Origin of the sequence: Xenorhabdus poinarii G6, assembly GCF_000968175.1 — a bacterium.
In the GTDB taxonomy this organism is placed as follows: Bacteria; Pseudomonadota; Gammaproteobacteria; order Enterobacterales; family Enterobacteriaceae; genus Xenorhabdus; species Xenorhabdus poinarii.
Genome location: NZ_FO704551.1, coordinates 2,993,311 through 3,015,080 on the forward strand (window position 1 = coordinate 2,993,311; position 21,770 = coordinate 3,015,080).

At 42.9% G+C, this 21,770-nt stretch carries 18 protein-coding genes and 5 pseudogenes; 5 read left to right on the plus strand and 18 right to left on the minus strand.

Annotated features, from left to right (window positions below):
* Positions 1–35: 35 nt before the first annotated feature.
* From XPG1_RS13885 to XPG1_RS13900, 4 genes are all read right to left on the minus strand, one after another.
* A complete protein-coding gene (locus XPG1_RS13885) occupies positions 36–572 on the minus strand; it encodes a DedA family protein (RefSeq protein ID WP_436286832.1) in 537 nt (178 codons plus the stop codon).
* A 69-nt stretch (positions 573–641) separates the two neighbouring features.
* Positions 642–1,424 (minus strand): tyrosine-protein phosphatase, encoded by a 783-nt coding sequence (locus XPG1_RS13890; protein WP_045959577.1) that lies wholly within the window; start codon positions 1,422–1,424, stop codon positions 642–644.
* A 234-nt stretch (positions 1,425–1,658) separates the two neighbouring features.
* Positions 1,659–2,414: a uridine phosphorylase gene (udp, locus tag XPG1_RS13895; protein WP_045959578.1), complete on the minus strand. Its 756-nt coding sequence runs from the start codon at positions 2,412–2,414 to the stop codon at positions 1,659–1,661.
* Between the two features lie 257 nt (positions 2,415–2,671).
* Positions 2,672–4,057 carry a GntP family permease gene (locus tag XPG1_RS13900; RefSeq protein ID WP_045960776.1) on the minus strand — a complete coding sequence of 462 codons (1,386 nt, stop codon included), beginning with the start codon at positions 4,055–4,057 and terminating at the stop codon, positions 2,672–2,674.
* A gap of 252 nt (positions 4,058–4,309) precedes the next feature.
* On the opposite strand from XPG1_RS13900, the gene XPG1_RS19035 reads away from it, so the two are divergent.
* Positions 4,310–4,570: a hypothetical protein gene (locus XPG1_RS19035; RefSeq protein WP_045959579.1), complete on the plus strand. Its 261-nt coding sequence runs from the start codon at positions 4,310–4,312 to the stop codon at positions 4,568–4,570.
* The gene (locus XPG1_RS13910; RefSeq protein ID WP_045959580.1) at positions 4,548–4,904 is read left to right on the plus strand and encodes a hypothetical protein; all 357 of its coding nucleotides are present in this window, start codon (positions 4,548–4,550) and stop codon (positions 4,902–4,904) included. Before XPG1_RS19035 ends, XPG1_RS13910 begins: the two co-directional genes overlap by 23 nt.
* 15 nt (positions 4,905–4,919) lie before the next feature.
* Here XPG1_RS13910 and XPG1_RS13915 read toward each other — a convergent pair whose 3' ends face one another.
* Both XPG1_RS13915 and XPG1_RS13920 read right to left on the minus strand, forming a co-directional pair.
* A complete protein-coding gene (locus XPG1_RS13915; RefSeq protein WP_045959581.1) occupies positions 4,920–5,216 on the minus strand; it encodes a type II toxin-antitoxin system RelE/ParE family toxin in 297 nt (98 codons plus the stop codon).
* Entirely contained in the window at positions 5,209–5,451 is a 243-nt protein-coding gene (locus XPG1_RS13920; RefSeq protein ID WP_045959582.1) for a type II toxin-antitoxin system ParD family antitoxin, read from the minus strand. Before XPG1_RS13920 ends, XPG1_RS13915 begins: the two co-directional genes overlap by 8 nt.
* Before the next feature lie 225 nt (positions 5,452–5,676).
* On the opposite strand from XPG1_RS13920, the pseudogene XPG1_RS18095 reads away from it, so the two are divergent.
* A pseudogene (locus tag XPG1_RS18095) lies at positions 5,677–6,517 on the plus strand (IS5 family transposase).
* 12 nt (positions 6,518–6,529) lie between these two features.
* Here XPG1_RS18095 and XPG1_RS13930 read toward each other — a convergent pair.
* From XPG1_RS13930 to XPG1_RS17770, 7 genes and pseudogenes are all read right to left on the minus strand, one after another.
* Positions 6,530–7,416 (minus strand): annotated as a pseudogene (locus XPG1_RS13930) (IS982 family transposase).
* A gap of 265 nt (positions 7,417–7,681) precedes the next feature.
* The gene (locus XPG1_RS13935; protein ID WP_045959584.1) at positions 7,682–8,851 is read right to left on the minus strand and encodes an IS701 family transposase; all 1,170 of its coding nucleotides are present in this window, start codon (positions 8,849–8,851) and stop codon (positions 7,682–7,684) included.
* A 464-nt stretch (positions 8,852–9,315) separates the two neighbouring features.
* Positions 9,316–9,426, minus strand: a pseudogene (locus XPG1_RS19320) (IS110 family RNA-guided transposase); the annotation flags it as partial.
* A 23-nt stretch (positions 9,427–9,449) separates the two neighbouring features.
* Positions 9,450–9,611 (minus strand): annotated as a pseudogene (locus tag XPG1_RS18100) (IS30 family transposase); the annotation flags it as partial.
* Entirely contained in the window at positions 9,578–9,712 is a 135-nt protein-coding gene (locus XPG1_RS19190) for a hypothetical protein (RefSeq protein WP_366300640.1), read from the minus strand. The pseudogene XPG1_RS18100 and the gene XPG1_RS19190, both read right to left, overlap by 34 nt.
* 357 nt (positions 9,713–10,069) lie before the next feature.
* Positions 10,070–10,849, minus strand: a complete 780-nt coding sequence (locus tag XPG1_RS13940; protein WP_197541107.1) for a TSUP family transporter — start codon at positions 10,847–10,849, stop codon at positions 10,070–10,072.
* A gap of 4 nt (positions 10,850–10,853) precedes the next feature.
* On the minus strand, positions 10,854–11,774 hold the full coding sequence (locus XPG1_RS17770; RefSeq protein WP_197541108.1) for a Fe(II)-2OG oxygenase family protein: 921 nt from the start codon (positions 11,772–11,774) through the stop codon (positions 10,854–10,856).
* Between the two features lie 1,366 nt (positions 11,775–13,140).
* On the opposite strand from XPG1_RS17770, the pseudogene XPG1_RS19325 reads away from it, so the two are divergent.
* Positions 13,141–13,350 (plus strand): annotated as a pseudogene (locus XPG1_RS19325) (transposase); the annotation flags it as partial.
* 386 nt (positions 13,351–13,736) lie between these two features.
* On the opposite strand, the gene XPG1_RS19090 reads toward XPG1_RS19325, so the two are convergent.
* Both XPG1_RS19090 and metE read right to left on the minus strand, forming a co-directional pair.
* On the minus strand, positions 13,737–13,862 hold the full coding sequence (locus XPG1_RS19090) for a hypothetical protein (RefSeq protein ID WP_269450573.1): 126 nt from the start codon (positions 13,860–13,862) through the stop codon (positions 13,737–13,739).
* Between the two features lie 259 nt (positions 13,863–14,121).
* Positions 14,122–16,401 (minus strand): 5-methyltetrahydropteroyltriglutamate--homocysteine S-methyltransferase, encoded by a 2,280-nt coding sequence (gene metE / locus XPG1_RS13950; RefSeq protein WP_045959585.1) that lies wholly within the window; start codon positions 16,399–16,401, stop codon positions 14,122–14,124.
* Positions 16,402–16,509: 108 nt separating this feature from the next.
* Here metE and metR point away from each other — a divergent pair, with 108 nt between their 5' ends.
* The gene (gene metR, locus XPG1_RS13955) at positions 16,510–17,466 is read left to right on the plus strand and encodes an HTH-type transcriptional regulator MetR (protein ID WP_045959586.1); all 957 of its coding nucleotides are present in this window, start codon (positions 16,510–16,512) and stop codon (positions 17,464–17,466) included.
* On the opposite strand, the gene XPG1_RS17780 is transcribed toward metR, so the two are convergent.
* The 3 genes from XPG1_RS17780 to XPG1_RS13965 form a co-directional block, all read right to left on the minus strand.
* Positions 17,351–18,250, minus strand: a complete 900-nt coding sequence (locus tag XPG1_RS17780) for a carboxylate/amino acid/amine transporter (RefSeq protein ID WP_071825389.1) — start codon at positions 18,248–18,250, stop codon at positions 17,351–17,353. The genes metR and XPG1_RS17780 overlap by 116 nt on opposite strands.
* Before the next feature lie 22 nt (positions 18,251–18,272).
* Entirely contained in the window at positions 18,273–19,922 is a 1,650-nt protein-coding gene (locus tag XPG1_RS13960; protein WP_045959587.1) for a Na+/H+ antiporter, read from the minus strand.
* A 306-nt stretch (positions 19,923–20,228) separates the two neighbouring features.
* The gene (locus XPG1_RS13965) at positions 20,229–21,575 is read right to left on the minus strand and encodes an NCS2 family permease (protein WP_045959588.1); all 1,347 of its coding nucleotides are present in this window, start codon (positions 21,573–21,575) and stop codon (positions 20,229–20,231) included.
* Between the last annotated feature and the right edge of the window lie 195 nt (positions 21,576–21,770).

The window sequence follows — 21,770 nt, forward strand, 5'->3', positions numbered from 1 at the left end:
CAGTTTGCAAAGCAGCTCGCAATGGCGCCATCAACTTATCCCATCCATTCCGCCAGCCAACGCAAGCCAAATGCACCTGGTGCTAAAATACCAAATGCCCAAATTAATGCAGAAGTAAAATTAGCTAGCTGAAAATGACGTTTTGGCATGGCACAGATTCCGGCCACCAGTGGTACAACGGCTCTCAATGGGCCAAAAAAACGCCCAATGAAAACGCCCCATACTCCCCATCGTTCAAAAAAACGATGGCCGCGAACTAACGTTTGCGGATGACGAGAAAGTGGCCACATTTTACCGACATTCTCTTGATAATGGGCACCAAACCAGTAAGAAATCCAGTCACCAAAGAATGCGCCAGCAGCAGCAGCAGCCCATATTGGCCAGAAAGTTAAATCACTTTCACCAATCAATGCCCCTAATCCCAATAAAATGATCGTTGCTGGCAATAATAAGGAGATAAATGCCAACGATTCACCCAATGCAAGAAGGAAAATGATGGGAATTGCCCAGGCCTCATGGGCCTTTACAAAGTTTGTCACTAATTCGATGATTTCATGCAGACTCACATTCATCTTTCCTGTGTTATTCGTCATACATCATGGGTTAGCACTGTACAACCAAACCAATGCTAACCAACTGTTTTATTCAAGAAAATACGCTTTTAGCTTTTCACGCGCGGCGGCATTAAGTCCGATATCTTTTTCCAGCCAAATGTCCACGCAGCCATAACATCGATTAATACTGTCAAGGGCTGTCAGTAAAAATTCTTCCCGCACTGAATAAACATAGGCAAATTTTTCCACGACACTGTCGCCCATAATCTTGGCGTGTTCACTCAATAAATAGTCTCGATACGGCGCCAACGTCACATCCGTCAGTAAATAATCTTCCATTACCGTATCCAGATCCGCACCCAATGCGAGTAAAACCAGTGCAGAACCCACTCCAGTCCTGTCTTTACCCACTGCGCAGTGTTGTACAATTCCACCTTTCTCGGGTTGCAGCAATAATGTGGCTAATGTTTTATAAGCAGGATTGTTAATGGGCAACAATTCGTATAAGCGTGACATAAATACTTTGGCATCAAATTGCGCCAGTATCTCCTGATCTAACTTATCCAGATTAGCACTCACTTCTTTGGCTAGAGGATTAGCAGGTGCATGATGGTAATGCGCGCCATGCCATATTTGATCCGGTCTATCTATGATTTCACTACTATCGCGATAATCGATGATCTGAAAAAGATTTTGCTTTATCAGAAAAGCCTGATCATTTTCTGTCAGCCTGTCCAGTGAACCGGCACGAAAGAGTAAACCTGACTTAATTCTGGCGCCATCATGCAGCGTCTTATTACCTAAATCACGGAAATTAATGCCACCATTCAGAGGAAGTAGCGAAGGGTGAGGTAGAAATGTTGTGGTCATAGTCACTCTTATTGAAATTAAAAGATATCCTTTACCTTCCAAGCCACTGTTTTACTAGTGATAACTTGGAAATGATGGGGAACAACGCCTTTGAAACCTAATGAACTGATGCTACCGATTATTATTCATCGTTATTAATACAATCCGCGATGACATTATCAGATTTTGCAATGAAAGGACGTCCAGATCGCATAAACAACAGGGTCAGCCTGTTCTGACCCTTGATAAAAAGTTTTACAGCAAGCGGCGGGCTGCTTCAACAACAATCCCCAATGCATTACTTTCCGTTTTTTTCAGCAACTCAACATCTGGGATTTCCTGTTGGGTACGGTTAACGATAACCCCTGCAATCATACCCGCGCGTAATCCCTGACTTGCACACATCGTCAGCAATGTTGCGGATTCCATTTCGAAGTTCATTACGCCCATTTCTTGCCACTCTTTCATCGAACCCTGGAAACGACGAACGACACGGCCGGAATAGGTATCGTAACGCTCTTGTCCCGGATAGAAAGTATCGGAAGAAGCCGTAACCCCCACATGAGTAACAGAACCTGATGCTTTTGCTGCTTCGTACAGTACATTGGTACATGTAAAATCAGCAACCGCCGGAAACTCCATTGGTGCAAAGTGCAAGCTGGCACCGTCCAAACGAACCGCAGCGGTGGTCACTAAGACATCCCCCACATTAATATGTGGCTGGATCGCCCCTGTTGTTCCAATACGCAGGAAAGTACGGATACCCAATTGTGCTAGCTCTTCTACAGCAATTGATGTTGAAGGGCCACCAATACCGGTAGAACAGACGACAACCGCCTTACCATCAATTTCTGCCCGCCAGGTTGTGAATTCACGGAGGGAAGCCAAATATACTGGGTTATCCATGAGTCGCGCAATTTTTTCAACACGCTTAGGATCGCCAGGCACAATCGCCAGCGTTGCACCTTGTAGGTCGCTTTTGGTGATACCTAAGTGAAAGACATCAGACATATCAGACTCCTCAACGGACATGATTCAAAATACAGATACCTAAATCTAGTCAATACTCTGACATTTTTTAGTGATTAAAATCACTTTTAATTGAACAAAAAAAGAAATGATTTCATATATTTGTGACAAAAATCACACTTAAAAAGAAATAAAGACGATGCGTAAAGCGCCCTCACACGGGCGCTATCACTCTTGACATAACATTTGCATGTGACATCACAATTGGATGAAAAACCACATCAGACGACATGATCAAACTACATGATCAGGTTGAGAAGCAATACACCACATAATCCAATGCCCCATGCAATGGTGGTCGGAATCGACCAGATAACAACCTGTTGTCGTACATTTTTAATGCCCATCATCCGGTTCACTACCCAGAAAAAACAATCATTAAAATAACTAAAAAACAGTGTCCCTACCATGGCAGCCTGAGCAGCAACCAACATATTCACATCCGGTATCTGTTTGATCACCGGTGCCGAAATAGAAGCCGCGGTTATCATGGCAACTGTCCCTGAGCCTTGAATGACACGAATCAACGTTGCAATGATAAATGGAATTAAAACGGGTGTTATCGGCAACTTGGCAATATATTGCGCCAGTATTGTTCCTGTCGAACTTTCATTCAGCACGGCGCCTAAAGCCCCCCCAGCGCCTGATACCAACAAAATAATGCCTACGCTTTTTAACCCGGTTTCCAAATGTTCAATCACGTCATACTTACTGACGTTTGGCACAAGCGTATAAACTGCCAGTAATACACTGATTGCCAATGCAATAATGGGGGAACCCAGAAAATTAAAAATCTGAAAATAGAAATCGTTTTCCTTTCCTGCAAATTCATCCGATTTCAGTAATACCGCATTCATGACACCAATTAAAATAAGCACAATCGGCACAACGATAGGCAAAAGGGAAAGAAACAGACTCGGCAGCGATTTTTGCTCTTTTTCTGCCATATACTGTTGATGCACTTGTTGCAAGTTTTCCGCCGGTTCTTCCATATCATTGAGCTGATACTCAGGATATTTCTTTTCCAGCCATTTTGCATAACACGTCATACCAATAACACACGGAACAGCCAGTATCATGCCCGTCAACATCATTGAGCCTATGCTCACGCCGAATATACCGGCGACACCAAGAGGACCTGGGGTCGGGGGAACAATATGGTGAGTCACCACCAGCCCTCCCGCCAATGAAACCCCTAATGTCAGGACATTACGTTGACCTTTTTTGGCCAATGCCTTTACCAGTGGATAAAGGATCACAAAAGCTGAATTCACAAATATAGGGATACTGACAATATAACCGGTAATCGCCAGAGCCCACTCTTCACGCCTTTTACCCAGACACTTAATCAAACTATAAGCGATTTGTTCAGTCGCGCCAGAAACCTCCAATATGCGTCCCATCATGCATCCCAGCCCAATCACAATACCGATATTTCCCAGGGTTGTTCCAAACCCTTTGGTAATCACATCAACAACACCACTCATCGTTAAGCCACCCGATATACCAGCGATGATCGCAGCAATGAGCATAGCTATCAGTACATGAACGCGGGTGCGTAAGACCAGAAAAATCAGCGTAAAAACCGCCACCCCCAATCCAATAATTGGAATGTAAAACTCCATCAAAAACCTCATTTCAATTTGTATTACTCGCGATAAATACACGAATGGCGTTGGTAAGGCCTCAGCTCCGGGGCGATTCAGCTCCTGATGATTTTTAAGCATTCTTTCGCCCCTTATACTTGCTTCGCAAGTCAAAACAGGAATATTAAGGGCTAGCTACGAGCAACAACAGCAGGCGTGGCAGGACAGTTACAGCAGCTTGCAACATATGTTCGAGACTATCTCACAGGAGCTGTATCGCAACAATAGGGTATGTCAGTACTTGAGCAGCAATGTCAGGCGGTTAATACTGCTCGTGAAGCAGCACGAACGCCAGCTGCATCTAGAAAACGAACACGCTATCACGATCAGAAAACCGGCGGGCTGCGCAAAATCAGACGTATTATCGTCGCTCAAACGGTAGATCCCTCCAGTAAAACCCAAGTGATAGCCGCGTTATTGGCGCAGAATTTCAATCTATCGGGTCGTCACCCGGACAAGATGTTATTTATTGGATGCCGGTTATTTCCATGACGAGGTGATTGCTGAGACGCAAAAACATCCGATCTTGCTGTTTTGTACAGAAAATTCAGACCGACAGCGTACACGAAAAATCTATCCCAAATCATTATTTGCTTATGATGCTGAACAAGACGGCTATATTTGCCCTGCCCATCATCAATTGCCCCAGCAAAGAACAGTGAAAGCCGCTGAAAGAACGAGAACCTATCGGGTTTATGGTGGTGCTCCTTGTAGTCAAGGTTCGCAAAAAATCGGCTGTACCAATGCCAAAGGGGGAAGAAAAATAAAACGTTATCAGGAAGATGTTAGAAAAAATGACCTTAACCTTTTGCGACACCCTCGATAGGGCGGGGAGCAGTCACTAAATATCCGGATAAAAGTGCTTCAATGGTTCCATTTGCTGATGAAGAATGCGGAGGACATAAATGCCATGAGGCTGTGAACGATAAAAAATTGCATGTTTAAGATGATCATGGCGTCGAAGCCCTTCGGCAATCTCTGGACACTCATACCCTATCAGAGGGTGTTCTGCAATGGCGAGCAAAACGTTATGCATACTTTCTGTATAGTCATCGGCTTGTTCTATACCAAAATTCAGCAAGGTGTATTCAAAAATTCGCTCGAAGTCCCCTGCTGCAAGGTTAGAGAGCTTATACATTGTGTTTCTGCTTTACTTTAGCTGCGATGTCATGAAGTGATAATGAGCACTCGCCACTTTGCTCACCGGCTTCAATTGCCATTTTTAAAGCAGTAATTTGCTTTTCCTGTCTTTCTAGTAGCCGCAACGCAGAACGAACAACTTCGCTTGTCGAGCCGTAACGACCGGACGCAATGAGTTGACAGACAAACTCATCTAACTGTGATCCGATAGTAACACTAGTAGTACGTGACATGTTTTCACCTATGTGTGAATAGTTAACACAACAATACTAAGCAATTCGCAATCCAAAATCAAAGGTATCGCAATTTATCCCGCGCGATAACTGCACATAATGTATCTAAAGCCTTTGATAACCTTTTATATCCTTTGAAACCATCATAGATAATCAAATTCTGAATTGATGCGCCTTGTATTGGTAGTATTATCATCTAAACGGTTTTCAATATAGAAAAAGATGATGGCACGTTACGACATTCCTGATGACGCATGGATAGTAATAGAACCTTGCCTGCCCCCTATTCATTCAAAGCGAGCAGGACGTCCACATGTTGAACACCGCCGTGTGATAAATGGGATGTTCTGGGTATTGTGCTCTTGGGCACCCTAGCGTGATTTACCTGACCGCTACGGGTCTTGGAAAACGGTCTATAACCGATTTAATCGTTGGTCAAAGTCGGGCATTATCAACACGATATTTAATCGGTTACTGTCCACTCTGGATGAAAAAGGGTTGATTGACTGGGCTGAAATTTGCCTGGATAGTAGCCATATTAGCGCGAGTAAAGATGCCGCCGGCGCGAAAAAAACAGCCCGATATCGCTGACGAGCATGTGCTGGGTCGCTCACGCGGTGGTTATGGCACCAAAATCCACCTGGCAACCGACCGAAAGGGTTTTCCCCTCAACTTGATAGTAACCGCTGGGCAAGCCTATGAAAGTCAATCGGCCATCCCGTTGCTTGATGGCATTGGCGTCCAACGCAAAAATGGTTTCATGAAACGGCGCGGTAAAGCGGTACTGGCAGATAAAGGTTATTCGGGCGGAAAACTCCGCGGTTATCTGCGTAAATTGAGGATAAAGAGCATTATTCCTTATAAAATCAATGAAAAAGGCAGTACTGATGGTCGTACGCAATTTGATAAACAGGCTTATCGTGACCGCAATGTGGTCGAACGCTGTTTCAGTTTTCTCAAAGGAAATCGGCGTATTGCAACACGCTACGAAAAAACTGCACGAAACTACTTGTCCATGGTGAAATTAGGCTGTATTCGACTCTTTTACAAGCGGTTATATAATTAACCTGAGATCGGTTTAAGCCATCACCCGAAGTCCTGTTTTTTCAGCGCTTGTGATATTGAGTGATGGCTTTTTGGGTTTTAAGCAGTAAGCGATTAATCCACCTAATAAATTCAGCATGAAGCCATGCAAACTACGATGGCGGGAATGCTCAAGTTGTGTGACGTTCTTAAGCTGATCATTGATGGTTTCGATGATGAACCGTTTAGCTAACATGGCTCTATCCCAAGCCGCTAATAACCTGGGTTTCATGTTTTTCCGTTGCCCTGTCATTAAGGTTATTCCTTCTGCTTTTAAGTCTTCCGTTAATGCCTTGCTGATATCGCCTTTATCCGCATAAAGTTTATCTAAAAGTCCTTTTGATAATTCTCGAACCGGTGTCCTATCATCAACATTCGCGGGGGGAGTTTTGCCGCCACAATTTCACCAAGATGATTAATAACGAGGTGAAGTTTAAAACCATAGAACCATCCCATCGTTCCTTTTCCTCTCGCCGCCGTCTCTTTAAACACTTTATGTCTTGGTATTCTGAGGTTGTGACACACTTTAATACTGGTTGAATCAATAAATTCAATACCTGTCGGCTTGCCTTTAAGATGCGTAAAAAACGAACTCAATGGGATAAGTACCGTTGGCATGACCTCAAGAAAACGGGTGTAGCTGAGCAATGTAGGAAACGCTTTTCTATGATATAAGCAAATGAATCCAAGATAAAAATTCTTGAAATCACGCTGGTGTGACATATGAAAAGCAATAATAATGGTCATAATTTCACTCGTACTCATTCGTCCTTGGCGTAAGCGTTGACGTTCACCACTCTCAATCAGATACTGTTGCCATTGAGGCATAAAAATCTGACAAAAATCGTCGACATGACAATATAAGTTGACTAAATTACGCATAGCGGGTTCCTTTGTGAGAAGTCATTCTTGGTCGACAGATCTGATCACAGAACTCGCTTTTAGTTCCCTTCTTTTTATCCCGAGTTCAGGTTAATTAAGGGACACGGCCTAATACTACAGCCGTAATTGCTCTGTAACCCTATGATCTTCTCGGCGATGATAATGACATTGTTATGCCCGGTATTGATGCCGTCGTCGCCAGTCTGACCAAGGTAAAATCTGTTCGATTGTCTTTCCCGCTTTTTCCATCAGTTTTGACAGTAGCTTACGGAGTTCCGCTACACTGAGCGGAACCCGACCTACCGGTGTTTTTTTTCTCCTGTACCCGCAGAACCGCGAGGACTGCATGGGCCAGTAACGACAAGGTAATATGCCGGTGCCAACTCTGCCACCGCCGCACTTCATAGTGATCTAGCCCACATTCCCCTTTGGTTTCCTCAAAGCCACTTTCGATTTCCCAGCGACAACCCGCTACCTGAACCAGCGTATTAAGATCAGCCTGTTCTCGCAAGGCATACACCACATAGTAAGCCCGTTCCTGTCTACTATCCCGGCTGCGGCGAACCAACAGATAATGACCATAACGCCGCTCCTCTTCACTGAGCTGTAAACGCCATAATGGCACAACAGCCCAGTCATACTCTCGCTCACCTTTTGTTCCCGTTCCCGCTGAGCGTGTTTTCCAGTCAGTGGCAGTCAACGTATCGGCAATCCGTTCAGCACGGAGATATTTGGGTCCTTGCCACCATAAAGGGGTATTACAGGGAATGGCTAACACGAAGGGCGGGTGTCGGGACTCCAGCCAGACCCTCAGACGACGGTCACGGCCATACACTTCATCCGCGGTCACCCAGCGACAGGGCACGCCAGCATCCCATGTCCGTTCCAGCATCTGCCGGGCTAACTGGGGTTTCGTTGCAAACGTGACACTGGCCGGGATACCCGCAGCTTCACAGCGGGCACGGTCATCGGTCCATTGGCGGGGCAGGTATAAGGCCCGGTCAATAAAAGCATGCCCGCCGTGGCCGGCGTAACACAGAAAGACGCCTATCTGGCTGTTTTCTACCCGTCCAGCGGTCCCACTATACTGACGCTGTACCCCGGCAGAATGGGTCCCTTTTTTGATAAAACCGGTTTCATCAAGGATAAGAACTCCCTGTTCATCGCCCAAATGTTCGGTGACATAATCCCGCAGGATATCGCGGGCCATCTCGACATCCCAATCAGCGCGTTCCAGCAAATATTGAATGCCATCGGGAGAACTTTCCCCCATCCATTCAGCCAGTTGCCAGCTATTCTTACGTTCAACATCACTGAGCAATCCCCGAAGATAGGCGAGGCTGCGTTGTCGCGGGCCGGTAGAGTGAAATAAGGGAGCCAGACGGGCATGTAATGCCTGTAGCGCCTGTTCCCAGATTTTGGCAGGGGATGGCATGTGACACCGCCTTTTATTTAAGGAAGAAGAGCCCTATCATGGCACAATATGGATTACGACTGTAGTACTAATATTATCTCTCATCAATTTACTCCGTTCTCAATCGTAATATTTACATAAAAAAACACTTCAATCGTTATTTAATACCTTTTATTTAACACAGCTCTGATATTAACTTAAATACACGGAAATTTTCATTACAGGATAAGAACTTCTATTATGAATTTTCGCCATAAATACAAATAACAAGATCCTCTATGAAAGGTTAAAACCATAACAATATTATTGTATTAACCAGAAAAAACAAACCCAACAAAAAACAGTTGAAAATTATTATTAAAATAATGATAATTCCTTAAGAAGAAATAAAATTATAAGTTTAAACTTATTATATATAATCCAGAGTGGAAATAATAAATTATCATTAGTTCGTGGTTTCGCATAATAATCTACCATCTTGATTGTCAAGTATTGATAGCATAGCTTTCATCATATGATTGCTGCGTACTTAGTACTCCGTAGCACAAATGAACTAACTTACGCATCTCAACGCCTAAAACCAACATTTTTTCCTTTATTAATAAATAAGTTATTGGAGTTCATCAATACTGACTCTATTTTTTGTTTTTCCTCGTCGTTCATAGCTGCCATGGCGTTTACGGTAGGGTTTACTGGCAATCTGGAGATGTTACCATAAATCGCCTCCATCACTTTTATCTTTATAAATCAGTCTATAAACCGTCTCATAATGTAAAAATACTGCTGGAACTGGCTGGATTCGATGCAGGCAATCACCCGGGCAATTGTGTCATGTACTGGTATTCCCGCTTTGAACAGTCCTTTCTTTTGGAACCATTGCAAGTGACCTTTGTCATAATCCTAAGTATATTATCATCCTTCAGCTCCAGCAATAACAGCGCAAAAATAGACAAAAAAGAATATCAAAAAGGAGATATTGGATTTTAAAAGATTGTCTGTTGTCTTCAATTTAGCCGAAATACAGTCAAAAGTTGTCAATATCCATGAGAAAGTGTCCAAAAAAAGCGTATAAGATTATATCTGCTCTTGTAGGTCAAATCCGGTTTTTGTTAACAAAATCTTCACGATCTTGCCCTGATGTAAGAAGCCGAAGATTTGTTGGATTCACTAATTTCATATAATGGTACGATATAAAAAATAACTTCATCCCTTTAGGGATGAAGTTATTTTTTAATGATGTTACATGGTTGTTATATATAAATATATTGGATTACTAGGCTCAGTTAGTAGCTTTACTGCCATTATAGAACTTATTATTATTAATAACGGTTTGATAATCTTTGTACCATATCTAACAGCAAATTTGGTACCTAACTGGGCTCCAATTGATGCACCTAAGGCCATAGAAATAGCTATTGAAAAAATAATTTCACCTTGATGTAAAAAAACGCTTAATGAACCTAAATTACACGCAACATTAGATAATTTCGTATATGACATTGCATTAATAAGGTTAAATCCCATTAATAAAATGAACGAAACGATGAAAAAAGATCCAACTCCTGGCCCAAAGACACCATCGTAAAACCCTAGAATGGGAGCTACTAATAATGCGAAGCTTGAATAAGTTATCTTAGCTTTTCTTTCTTCCTTATCTAACTTAGGAGAGAATAAAAAATATAAAACAACAAATATAAGTAATATTGGGACAGATATTTGCAATATATATTTAGGAATAAAGCTGATTGATATTGCCCCTATTATTCCACCTAAAAAAGACATAATAGCTATCGGAGTAGCCCGTTTCCAATCTATAAGACCTTTTCGTGCAAAAGCAATTGTAGCAGAAAAAGTTGCGGCTGATGCTTGTAACTTATTAGTAGCTATAGCAGACACTGGGTTTACCCCAGATAAAAGTAAGGCTGGTAATGTTATTAATCCTCCTCCTCCTGCTATCGAGTCAATGAAGCCAGCAATCATAGCGATTATAGTTAAAATGAATATAATATCGTAATCCATTAATTTACCCTTGAATAAGAAGAGGTTGCTCTCTTAATATAATGGGGTTTATGTCACTGCTATATCCAAACAAACGAATTAATAACCGACGATTATCTTTAATAACATCTCTGCAGTGTAGAGATGTGTTATTATTAATAATAATGGTTTTATTTGGGGATAAACTTACTTTTATCATTTTAGCTTCATTTACAAAAAGTTCAAAATTTTTAAATGCTTTTTTTACAAACAAGGGAGCATTTGGATTTACAGTGAATCTATAGGAATTATATTTCATTGAAAATCTACCCATTTTATCAATATCTAATATTGATGTGTTTTTTCCTTCAGCCCCTTTTCCATCAGTAAAAGTCTCACTTCTTGTGAAATCAAAGTTTTTAGTGGTTAGGGCTAGAATTTCCTCAAAATTAAGTTTGTTCAGTATAGGCGCTATAGGAATTATCGTTGTTGGTTCGGATAGTGGATTAAATTTAGCTGTTAAGATAAGTGAAGATGGCGCTGGAGAATGCCCATCTTCAGAACTTGTTGTACAATGATAAGGAGCTTCTGTATGAGCACCAAGAGCAATACCAGAGTGAGAGCTTTTATCAACATTTTCAGGTCGTTCTGTTGCTAATTTATTTGCTCCCCCACCTTTGAAATTGGCAACTAATCTCATTATTTTCCCATGATTATCTATATCATAAGCGAATGAAGACTGCTCAACTAAATGTAAGAGAATTTGATTCGAGGAAGCTAATCTTAAGCATTCTAAATCGTTTTCTAATTCCTCTGGTGATGGAAGAAAATCTGGTATTTTTTTATTATATTGAGTATTTTTTTCGTTTATATGATTAAATACAATGAAACTGGTATCCTTGTTTTTAAATTTATTTATTTCATATATGTTGTCTTTTTCTAATGTATCATAAATTTCATTTGCCACTTTTTCAGCAAACTCGTTACTACCAATAGATTGTGGCCCCCCCCTATCGCTAGTTCATATGATTTCTTGTGTAAGAAACTAGATATTTTTGATGGGAAATTTACAGTTGACTGGAATGATTCTAAAGTCATTTTTTCCGTTCCATGTTTTAGATTTTTTAAGATGTATTTTATGTGTTAGTTCTATGCGTTTGTTTTTCGTTCTGGATGTTAATACTGTGCAAATATTTTTAGTTAAAAATAATTTATTATTTGATTACATATCAAACAAGTTAATGTGATCAGATATCTGTCTGTGTGATTTTACTTAAATTATTTCTGCTTTTTATTTAAAAATTCATGCTCCCACTGATATTATTTATATGAAGCTCATGAGTGATTGGTATTTCACTTATTGAAAATAATATTGTTTTGGATATCTTGTTATTAACCCGACGACAGTTTACATCGCCATAGATCTAGCTCCCATGCGGCTTACTGCCACATAGATTCCAACCTAAATGTCCCACGGGTTAATAGTTAGATTAACCTCTGCAACATTATCATAATGAAAATAAATTAAATGTATCAATAAATTTTAACATCTAATTTTAATTATGTGATGATTATCACTTTTTTTTGTTTATATTTTTTACTTTTTCTATTTCATTTCTTGGTATTATATTTTTATATCTTCAATAAATACAGATATTTATTCTTTATTTTTTTGCTTTTTATATATAAAATTTTATATGCGTTACGGTTACTATATTGTAGTTATTATTAGATTAATATTGACATTCATTTAATGAATAATTTACTGACTTTTGGTGTGTTAATATGAATATTAACACGTAATAGTGAAGTTTTTTGATTATGACCATAAAGGGTTAATTTGATATTCTCATTTTTTTGAAGGACTATCAGAATAGCTGTCACTAATTTCACTTTCGGTTTTATATTTTATATTTTATATTTTTCAATGGAGACAGGTGTTTTTATCTTTATTTTAGGTTTTTATATATAACGTGTTATGGTTCTTACATTGTAGTTATTATCAGATTAATATTAGCATTCATTTAGTAAATGATTTATTGATTTTTGGTGTGTTAATATGAATATTAACAAGTAATAGTGAAAATTTTTTGTTGTGACTCTAAAGAGTTAATTTGATATTCTCATGTTTTTTTGAAGGGGTATCAGAATGGCTGTCACGATAAACGTCGCTTGCTGATATTGCGACCAAATCGAACCTGTACGCAAACCAGAATAAGAGCATGAACGTTTACTTTTCACTCACTGGTTCAAACCCCGATTCCAGGCCGTGTCCCTTAATGCAAATTGATAGTATTATCATCTGAACTGTTTTCAATACGGGGAAAAAGATGATGGCACGTTACGACATTCCTGATGACGCATAGATAGTAATAGAACCTTGCCTGCCCCTATTCATTCAAAGCGAGCAGGACGACCACATGTTGAACATCGTCGTGTGATGAATGGGATGTTCTGGGTGTTATGCTCAGGAGCACCGTGGCGTGATTTACCTGACCGCTACGGGCCTTGGAAAACGGTCTATAACCGATTTAACCGTTGGTCAAAGCAGGCATTATCAATTAGATATTTAATCGGTTACTGCGCATTCTGGATGAAAAAGGCTTAACTGACTGGGCTGAAATTTGCCTGGGTGGCAGCCATATTCGCACCAGTAGTAAAGATGCCGCCAGCGCGAAAAAAAACGCCGCCGGGACTGTCGCCCTCAGTGTGGCGGAACTGCGTAATCTGCTGTCAAAATTGATGGAAAAAACGGGAGACACCGTCGAGCAGATTTTACATTGGTCAGACTGGCGGCGGCGACGCCAATACTCCGCACAACAGTGTTATTATCGAAGCCGTGGTAACCTTATGATTACAAAACACTTACGACTGTGGTACTAGTGCGTTCTGGTGCTCTTTTTCGGCTTCCTGTGCCTAAACCTGTTCATTAACGGGCATTCAGCAAAATTTTTCGTTCAATGGTTTGTGCGATAGCGTCGGCTTTCCGTTCCGGTGACAATGTACAGGTGAAATACTCCCCCCAATAGTGTCGGGAATCCGCAGAACCAAGCAAGATCAAACACCTTTTATCCCGTCTGGCGGTGATGATACCCCCCTAAAATCGGGTGAAGTCAATTTGATACGGTACTGACACTCATCCAGCGGATTCACGCACCAGTCCTTACCTAAATGGTGGGAAAAAGCGGCGGAGCCAGCCTATGATGGATTGAGTTGAGGATCAGGGGAATGGGTTATTTTTTACCCGCCACATTGCATTGATTGCATACTGTGGCGGGTATCTTCGACTTATTTCAGTTTAAACTGATGACAAATCACTGAGTGACGGAGGAACGCAGACGTTTAGCCGCTTCGACCATGTTTGCGAGTGCTTGTCTGGTTTCTGTCCAACCACGGGTTTTTAAGCCACAGTCCGGGTTAACCCACAAACGCTCAACCGGAATACGATCCGCTGCTTTGCGTAATAATGCCTCAATCCATTCAACACTCGGTACATTTGGTGAGTGAATATCATACACCCCCGGTCCTATTTCATTTGGATATGAAAAATCTTCAAACGAATCCAGCAGTTCCATATCCGAGCGAGACGTTTCAATGGTGATCACATCCGCATCCAGTGCAGCAATGGACGGCATAATATCATTGAACTCGCAATAACACATATGGGTATGGATTTGGGTGTCATCTTTCGCAATTGCCGCACTCAATTTGAACGCATCCACCGCCCATTCCAGGTATTCCTGCCACTCTTCTCTGCGCAGTGGCAAACCTTCTCGCAATGCTGGTTCATCAATCTGAATAATGCCAATACCCGCTTTCTGCAAATCATCAACTTCATCACGCAATGCCAGCGCAATCTGTTTAGCAATGGTTTCACGGCTGACATCTTCTCTTGGGAATGACCAACAGAGAATGGTCACCGGCCCCGTTAACATGCCTTTGACGGGTTTATCAGTCAAAGATTGTGCATAGGTCGCCCAATTAACCGTTATCGCTTCTGGACGGCTAATATCACCAATGATCACCGGCGGTTTTACACAGCGGGAGCCGTAACTTTGTACCCAACCATTTTGGGTAAAAACATAACCCTCAAAGTGCTCACCAAAATATTCCACCATGTCATTACGTTCAGCCTCACCATGTACCAGCACATCCAATCCCAGATGCTCCTGTTCTTGAATCGCCTGTTTGATATGTTCACTGATATTGGTGCGATAGTGTGTACTATCTACCCGGCCTTTTTTGAAATCGAGACGCAAGCTGCGAATTTCCGTGGTTTGCGGGAATGACCCGATCGTTGTCGTCGGCCACAACGGTAAGTTATAACGTTGGCGCTGGAGTTTGGCGCGTTCAGGATATGCCTGATGACGTTCACTATCCTGCGGCTGAATCGCGGCAATACGCTCTGCTACCGATAGATTATTCACCCTTGTTGAATGACGACGAGCGCGAATAGGAGCACTATACGTTTCAAGTTCAGCCAGTTTACTGCCTTCTGGTGCATTTAATGCCCGTGATAACAAAGAGAGTTCCGCACATTTTTGCAAAGCAAACGCAAACCAGCTTTTCACTTCTGCATCCAACCCGGTTTCATCGTTCAAATCAATGGGGCTATGAAGCAATGAACAGGAAGTACCGATCCACACATCTCTCTTATTGATTAAAGGGGCAACAAGCTGATATTTCTCACTCAAATCAGCTCGCCAGACATTGCGACCGTTAATTACCCCCAATGAAAACAACCAGTTTTCCGGCAAAGATGTATCTAAATGCTCAAGGGAATCCTGCCCTGCCACTAAATCAACATGCAATCCTTGTACGGGCAGCGATTTTATCGTTTCCAGATTGTGACCAATGCTATCGAAATACGTCGTCAGCAATAATTTCACGTGTCCTTCAAGTGATTGGTAAGCAGTGGAAAATGCTGCCAACCATTCTTCCGGGAGTTCCAATACCAGAGCAGGCTCATCAATCTGCACCCATTCAAGGCCACGTTTTGCCAGTTCTGCCAGCACTTGCTGGTATACCGGAAGAATATCCTTTAAGAGCGACAGGCGATCAAAGGTTTTGCCTTTTACCTTCCCAAGCCATAAATAGGTCACTGGTCCCAAAAGAACGGGTTTGACTTTGTGTCCTAATGCCAGAGCTTCATCAACTTCATCCAATAATTGCGTCCAGCCTAGCGTAAATGCCTGCCCTTCCTGAAATTCTGGCACGATATAATGATAATTCGTATTGAACCATTTGGTCATTTCCGAAGCCGCCACCGGCGTACCTGTTGGTGCCCGACCGCGGGCAATACGGAACAGCGTATCCAGATCAATCTTACCATCTTCATTTTGATGACGCGGTGGCACATTGCCTAATAACAAACTCGTGGTCAATACTTGGTCATACCAGGCAAAGTCACCAACGGGGATTAAATCAACGCCCGCCTCTTTTTGTTGTTGCCAGTGACGTGCACGTAATTCACGCCCTGTTTCCAGCAATTCCTGTTGGGAAATTTTACCCGCCCAATAGTTTTCTTGCGCCTTTTTTAGTTCTCTTTTTAATCCGATACGTGGAAAACCTAATGTATGATTCAAAACCGTCATGTCGTCACCCGTGAAATTTTAGCCGTCTAGATGTTTACACTTCTATAATCAACAGGTAATGTATAAACCACAAGCGCAAATTATTCATTATCATCTTGAAGGTTTTTCATGATCGAAATAAAACATTTAAAAACACTCCAAGCCCTGAACCATTGTGGCTCACTGGCGGCAGCAGCAAATTACCTGCATCAGACGCAATCCGCTCTTTCGCATCAATTCAGTGAATTAGAACATCGGTTAGGGTTTAAGCTATTCATTCGCAAAAGCCAACCCTTGACGCTGACGCTTCAAGGAAAGGTATTATTAAAGCTGGCAGATCAAGTATTACCCTTGATTACCGCTTCCCTGCGTGAATGCAACGAACCGGAAGAGACAAATTTACGTATTGCCATCGAGTGCCATAGCTGTATTCAATGGCTGACCCCTGCACTTAAGCGTTTTCGTGAAACCTGGCCGCAGGTGAATGTGGATTTCAAATCCGGCGTGACATTTGATCCCCAACCCTCACTCCAAAAACGTGAACTCGATATTGTTCTGACATCAGACATTATTGCGGACAGCCAATTACACTACACCCCGCTGTTTGATTATGAAGTGAAACTAGTCGTTGCACCGGATCACCCATTAGCAAATAAACGTCATATCTGCCCACAAGATCTTGCTGATGAAACTTTGCTGATTTATCCCGTCCAGCGACAACGTTTTGATATCTGGCGGCGTTTTCTCCAGCCTGCGGAAGTAACGCCGACATTAAAAACGGTCGATAATACACTGTTGTTGATTCAAATGGTTGCAGCCCGCTTGGGTATCGCCGCATTACCACATTGGGCAGTAGAGACATTCGAGAGACAAGGACTGGTTGTCACCCATACGTTAGGAGAAGGGTTATGGAGCAGATTGTACGCCGCCTGCCGAGAAGGAGAACAGCGCCAACCTGCTATTGATACGTTTATTCGTTCTGCGCGCCAGCACGCGGTGGATAATTTACCCTTTGTGAAGCGGGTTTCAGTATCCAGCGGTGATGCACCCAGAGCGATGCAACAATCAGGCTGCCCCCAATGGTGAAATTCAGCCAATTAGGGTGCGCCTGCCAAATGGCAAAATTGACCAACAATCCCGCCGGAACCAGCATGTTATTCATAATCGCCAGTGTTCCGGCATCCACTTGGGTTGCCCCATAGTTCCACATGAAGTAACCCATCCCCGATGCCCCGACACCTAACCAAATCAACACGCCCCACTGGCTTTCAGTGGTTGGCAATTTTTGCAGATCACCGAATATCAGCCAGCCAATGCTGGCAATAACACAGGCGCCCAAATAGAACCATGAAAATGCCACGTGCTGCGGGATTGGATGAACTTCCATCAAACGCTTATAACCTACCTGGCCAATCGCAAAGAAAATATTGGCCAACTGCACGAGTACCAGGCCAATCCAGAAATCTTCACTCAATTGGTCATAACGAATAATCGCGGCACCTGCCACAGCCAATAAAGAACTTAAAGCATACCCCCAACGCAACCGCTGACGTCTCATCAGATCATAAATCAAGGTGACATAAAGTGGCGTCATGATGGTAAACAGTAAAAATTCTGCCACGGTCAGATAATGATAAGCATGAAAGACAAACAAATACATCACACCAAGCTGACAGGCGCCGACGGCCATATAGAGTGAAATGACTTTCAGCGATAGCCCACGCCAGCGCAAAAATGGCAAAAATACCATTGCCGCCAACACGACTCTGACAAGCACAGAAAACCAGCTATCAACCTGACCAGCGAGATACACACCGATCAAGCTAAATGAGGCAGCCCACAAAAATGTTGTGATCGTTAACAGCCACATAATTTATTGATCTTTTACCTTTTTATTGTTCTTTATCCACTAAAAGCGCTTCTAGCAAATCCAGATCATGCAGCAACGTTTGAAGTGTTTCATTACTAATCTTACGGGTTGCACGCAAGTGATACAGCTCGCCTCGTTCAGCCCTTAATGCCGTCAAACGAAAACGACGCTCCAGATCTTCAACCATAAGATTGTGCTCGATTTCATCCGTTCCTGCGGTACGACGCCGTAAAGAACCTGTGACGCGAGAAGCCACTTCACCGATAACTTCGGCATCCAGTTTTTCTTCCGTACTGGCCGACAAACGCTCTTCCATCTTATTCATACTGATAATAGCCACTTCGGCCATTGCTGCTTTTGCCATTCGGATTTCATTAAGATCTGCCTGCTTATCACCAACGGTCATGCCACGCAAGAACAGAGGCAACGCGACAACCCCGACAAAGAGGGAGAACAAAATCACACCCGCAGCAATGAAAACCAACATATAGCGTGCCGGGAACGGATCACCATCCGGCAAGAAAAACGGCACAGACAGCGCACCGGCCAGCGTAATTGCACCACGAACACCAGCGAATGAGGCTAACCACAGCTCACGGGTCGTATAGGAAGCAAATTCAAGTGGTTTTTTCTTTATCAATACCTTGCTGATATTTTTCATCAGCCATAACCAACCGAACCGCAGTAATAGCAGCGCAACGTAAATGATCCCAACCGCGGCGAACAGCATCCATGTTTCAACCTGTGGGTCAAGATCGGCCTCAGCAACCGACGTTTCCCAAATACCGGGTAATTGCAGCCCCAGCATGATGAACACAAGGCCATTGAAAACAAAGGCCAGCATTCCCCATACGTTATCGGCACGCAGACGCATATCCAGCGGTGCATTACGGATCACGCCCGCCTTACTGATTGTCATACCGGCGGTGACCGCAGCCAGGATCCCGGATACCCCCAGATGCTCAGCAATCATATAAGAGGCGAACGGTAACAACATCATAAACATGATTTGGGTTGCGGGATCGTCTCCACTCCAGCGGCTCATCAATCGCAGTGACTTACTGTACAGCAGTGTGACGACGATACCCGACACCAAACCACCCACCGCGACTTTGATAAACTCGATGGTTGCGCCAGTCACCGTAAAAGCCATCGTTCCCATGGCAATTGCCACGGCGAATTTCAGCGCCACCAGACCAGAAGCATCGTTCATTAATGCTTCCCCTTCCAGCACACTCATCATGTTTTTAGGAATACGTCCTTTTCCAACAATCGAGGACAAGGCCACCGCATCCGTTGGCGATAATACCGCCGCCAGTGCAAAAGCGGCAATCAGTGGAATACTCGGCAATAACCCATGAATCAAATAGCCAATGCCAACCACGGTCACCAAAACCAACACTAAAACTAATATAACGATTTCACGCCCATGCTGGAAAAACTCTCTGGTCGGCGTTTTCCAGCCATCAACAAACAATAAAGGCGGGATAAGTAAAACGAGGAATAATTCAGGGTCGAAAGTAACGTGTAGTCCAAAATAAGGTAAGGCCAGCAACGCTCCCATTGCTATCTGCACTATCGGCAAGGGGATACGGAAAGGTATCATTTTAGTGAGAACACCAGAAACTGACACCACCAAAATCAAAATCAAGATAGTAAAAAATATCTCCATGTTACCCTTACAAATTGCCAAAAATCCGTCGGTGAAAAGATTGTGACTGTTTTTGATTATTAATAACAGCGCTAATACCCATAAATTTTACAGCTATTAGAAAAAACCAAAAAACAATCACATTATGAGTCATCAATCGATAGAACTCCTTTTATCTATTTTAGACTTATCGGCAAGGGGATGTGAAAAATCAGGCTATTTTAGCTTTCTCTTTCAAAGAGAGGGAAAATACCTATTTCAAAAAGAGGGAAAATGCGCAAACGCTATCGCTTACGCATCATATTTTCATTAAGCCACTATTTTTAATCAGATAGCCCAATTTCCGGCATAAAAGACAACTAACACGGCAGCAAGAATAACGGTACCAATATTCAGTTTACGCCATTCGCCCGAAAAAATACGGCCAACAACCAGTGCACTGAAACCTAACATAATACCTGTCACAATATTACAAGTGAGTACAATAAAGACGGCGCACAGCAAACCCGACATAGCATCGACAAAATCATCAAAGTTTAGCTTTCGTACATTACTCAGCATCAATAACCCGACATACATTAAGGCGGGCGCAGTTGCATAGGCAGGCACCAAATACGACAGCGGAGACAGGAATAGAATCGACAAAAACAAAATACCCACAACAGAAGCCGTTAAACCTGTTTTACCACCGACCGCAGTTCCGGCGGCGGATTCAATGTACACCGCCGCGGGGGAAGCACCGATGATGCCCGCAAAAATACTGCTAACAGAGTCTGCTGTCAGAGCCTTACCGCCATTCACGATCTGGTCTCTCTTATCCAATAAATTTGCCTGCCCCGCTACAGCCCGAATCGTTCCCGTTGCATCAAATATTGCTGTCATGACCAATGCCAGAACACTGGGTAAAACAATCGGCTGTAATGCCCCCATAATATCCATGCTGAACATCAGGGACAGGCTATCTTCCCCTAATGTCGGCATTTTAAAAAATCCTTGATATTTAACGGCCGGATCAAAAATCAAACCGAGAATAGATATCACGATAATCATCAACAAAATACTGCCCGGCACTTTCTTCCGTTCCAGACCGATAATTCCCGCCAGCCCCAATATTGTCATCACCACCGGAAATGCCGTCAATGAGCCAAAGGCAACCGGTAAACCCGCATGGGGATTTTTCACCACCAGACCGACGCCATTGGCCGCAATCAACAATAGAAATAACCCGATACCAATGCCGGTTCCATGTGCGATGCCCATCGGCATATTACGCAAAATCCATGCCCGTATGCCTGTCACTGAAATCACCGTAAACAAGCACCCCATCAGGAATACCGCACCCAGTGCCACAGGAATGCTGACCTGCTGTCCTAATACCAAACTAAAAGCCGTAAATGCAGTCAACGAGATGGCACAGCCAATCGCCATTGGCAAATTCACCCACAACCCCATCAATAACGAACCTATACCCGTCACTAAACAGACAGAAATAAACACAGCGGTATGGGGAAATCCGGCTTGCCCAAGCATTCCCGGAACCACAATAACGGAATAGACCATCGCCAAGAATGTCGTTAATCCAGCAAGAATTTCCTGACGCACCGTCGATCCACGTTCAGTAATCTTAAAATACTTATCGAGTTTGCATTGAGTGAGTGCCTGCTTGCCAGACATGTTTTTCCCCTGCTTTTGTTGAATATGCCGCATAAAAAATCGCTCACTTTTTTCCTCAAACCCATCTAAACGAAAACGATTACGTCATAAGTTCACAATATCAATGCGGGACTCGCGAGTTCAGCTATTCGTTTGCGCAATCGTTTGGCTTACTGGACAAAAATAAAGTGAGAAAATTTGAAGCGGATGATTATC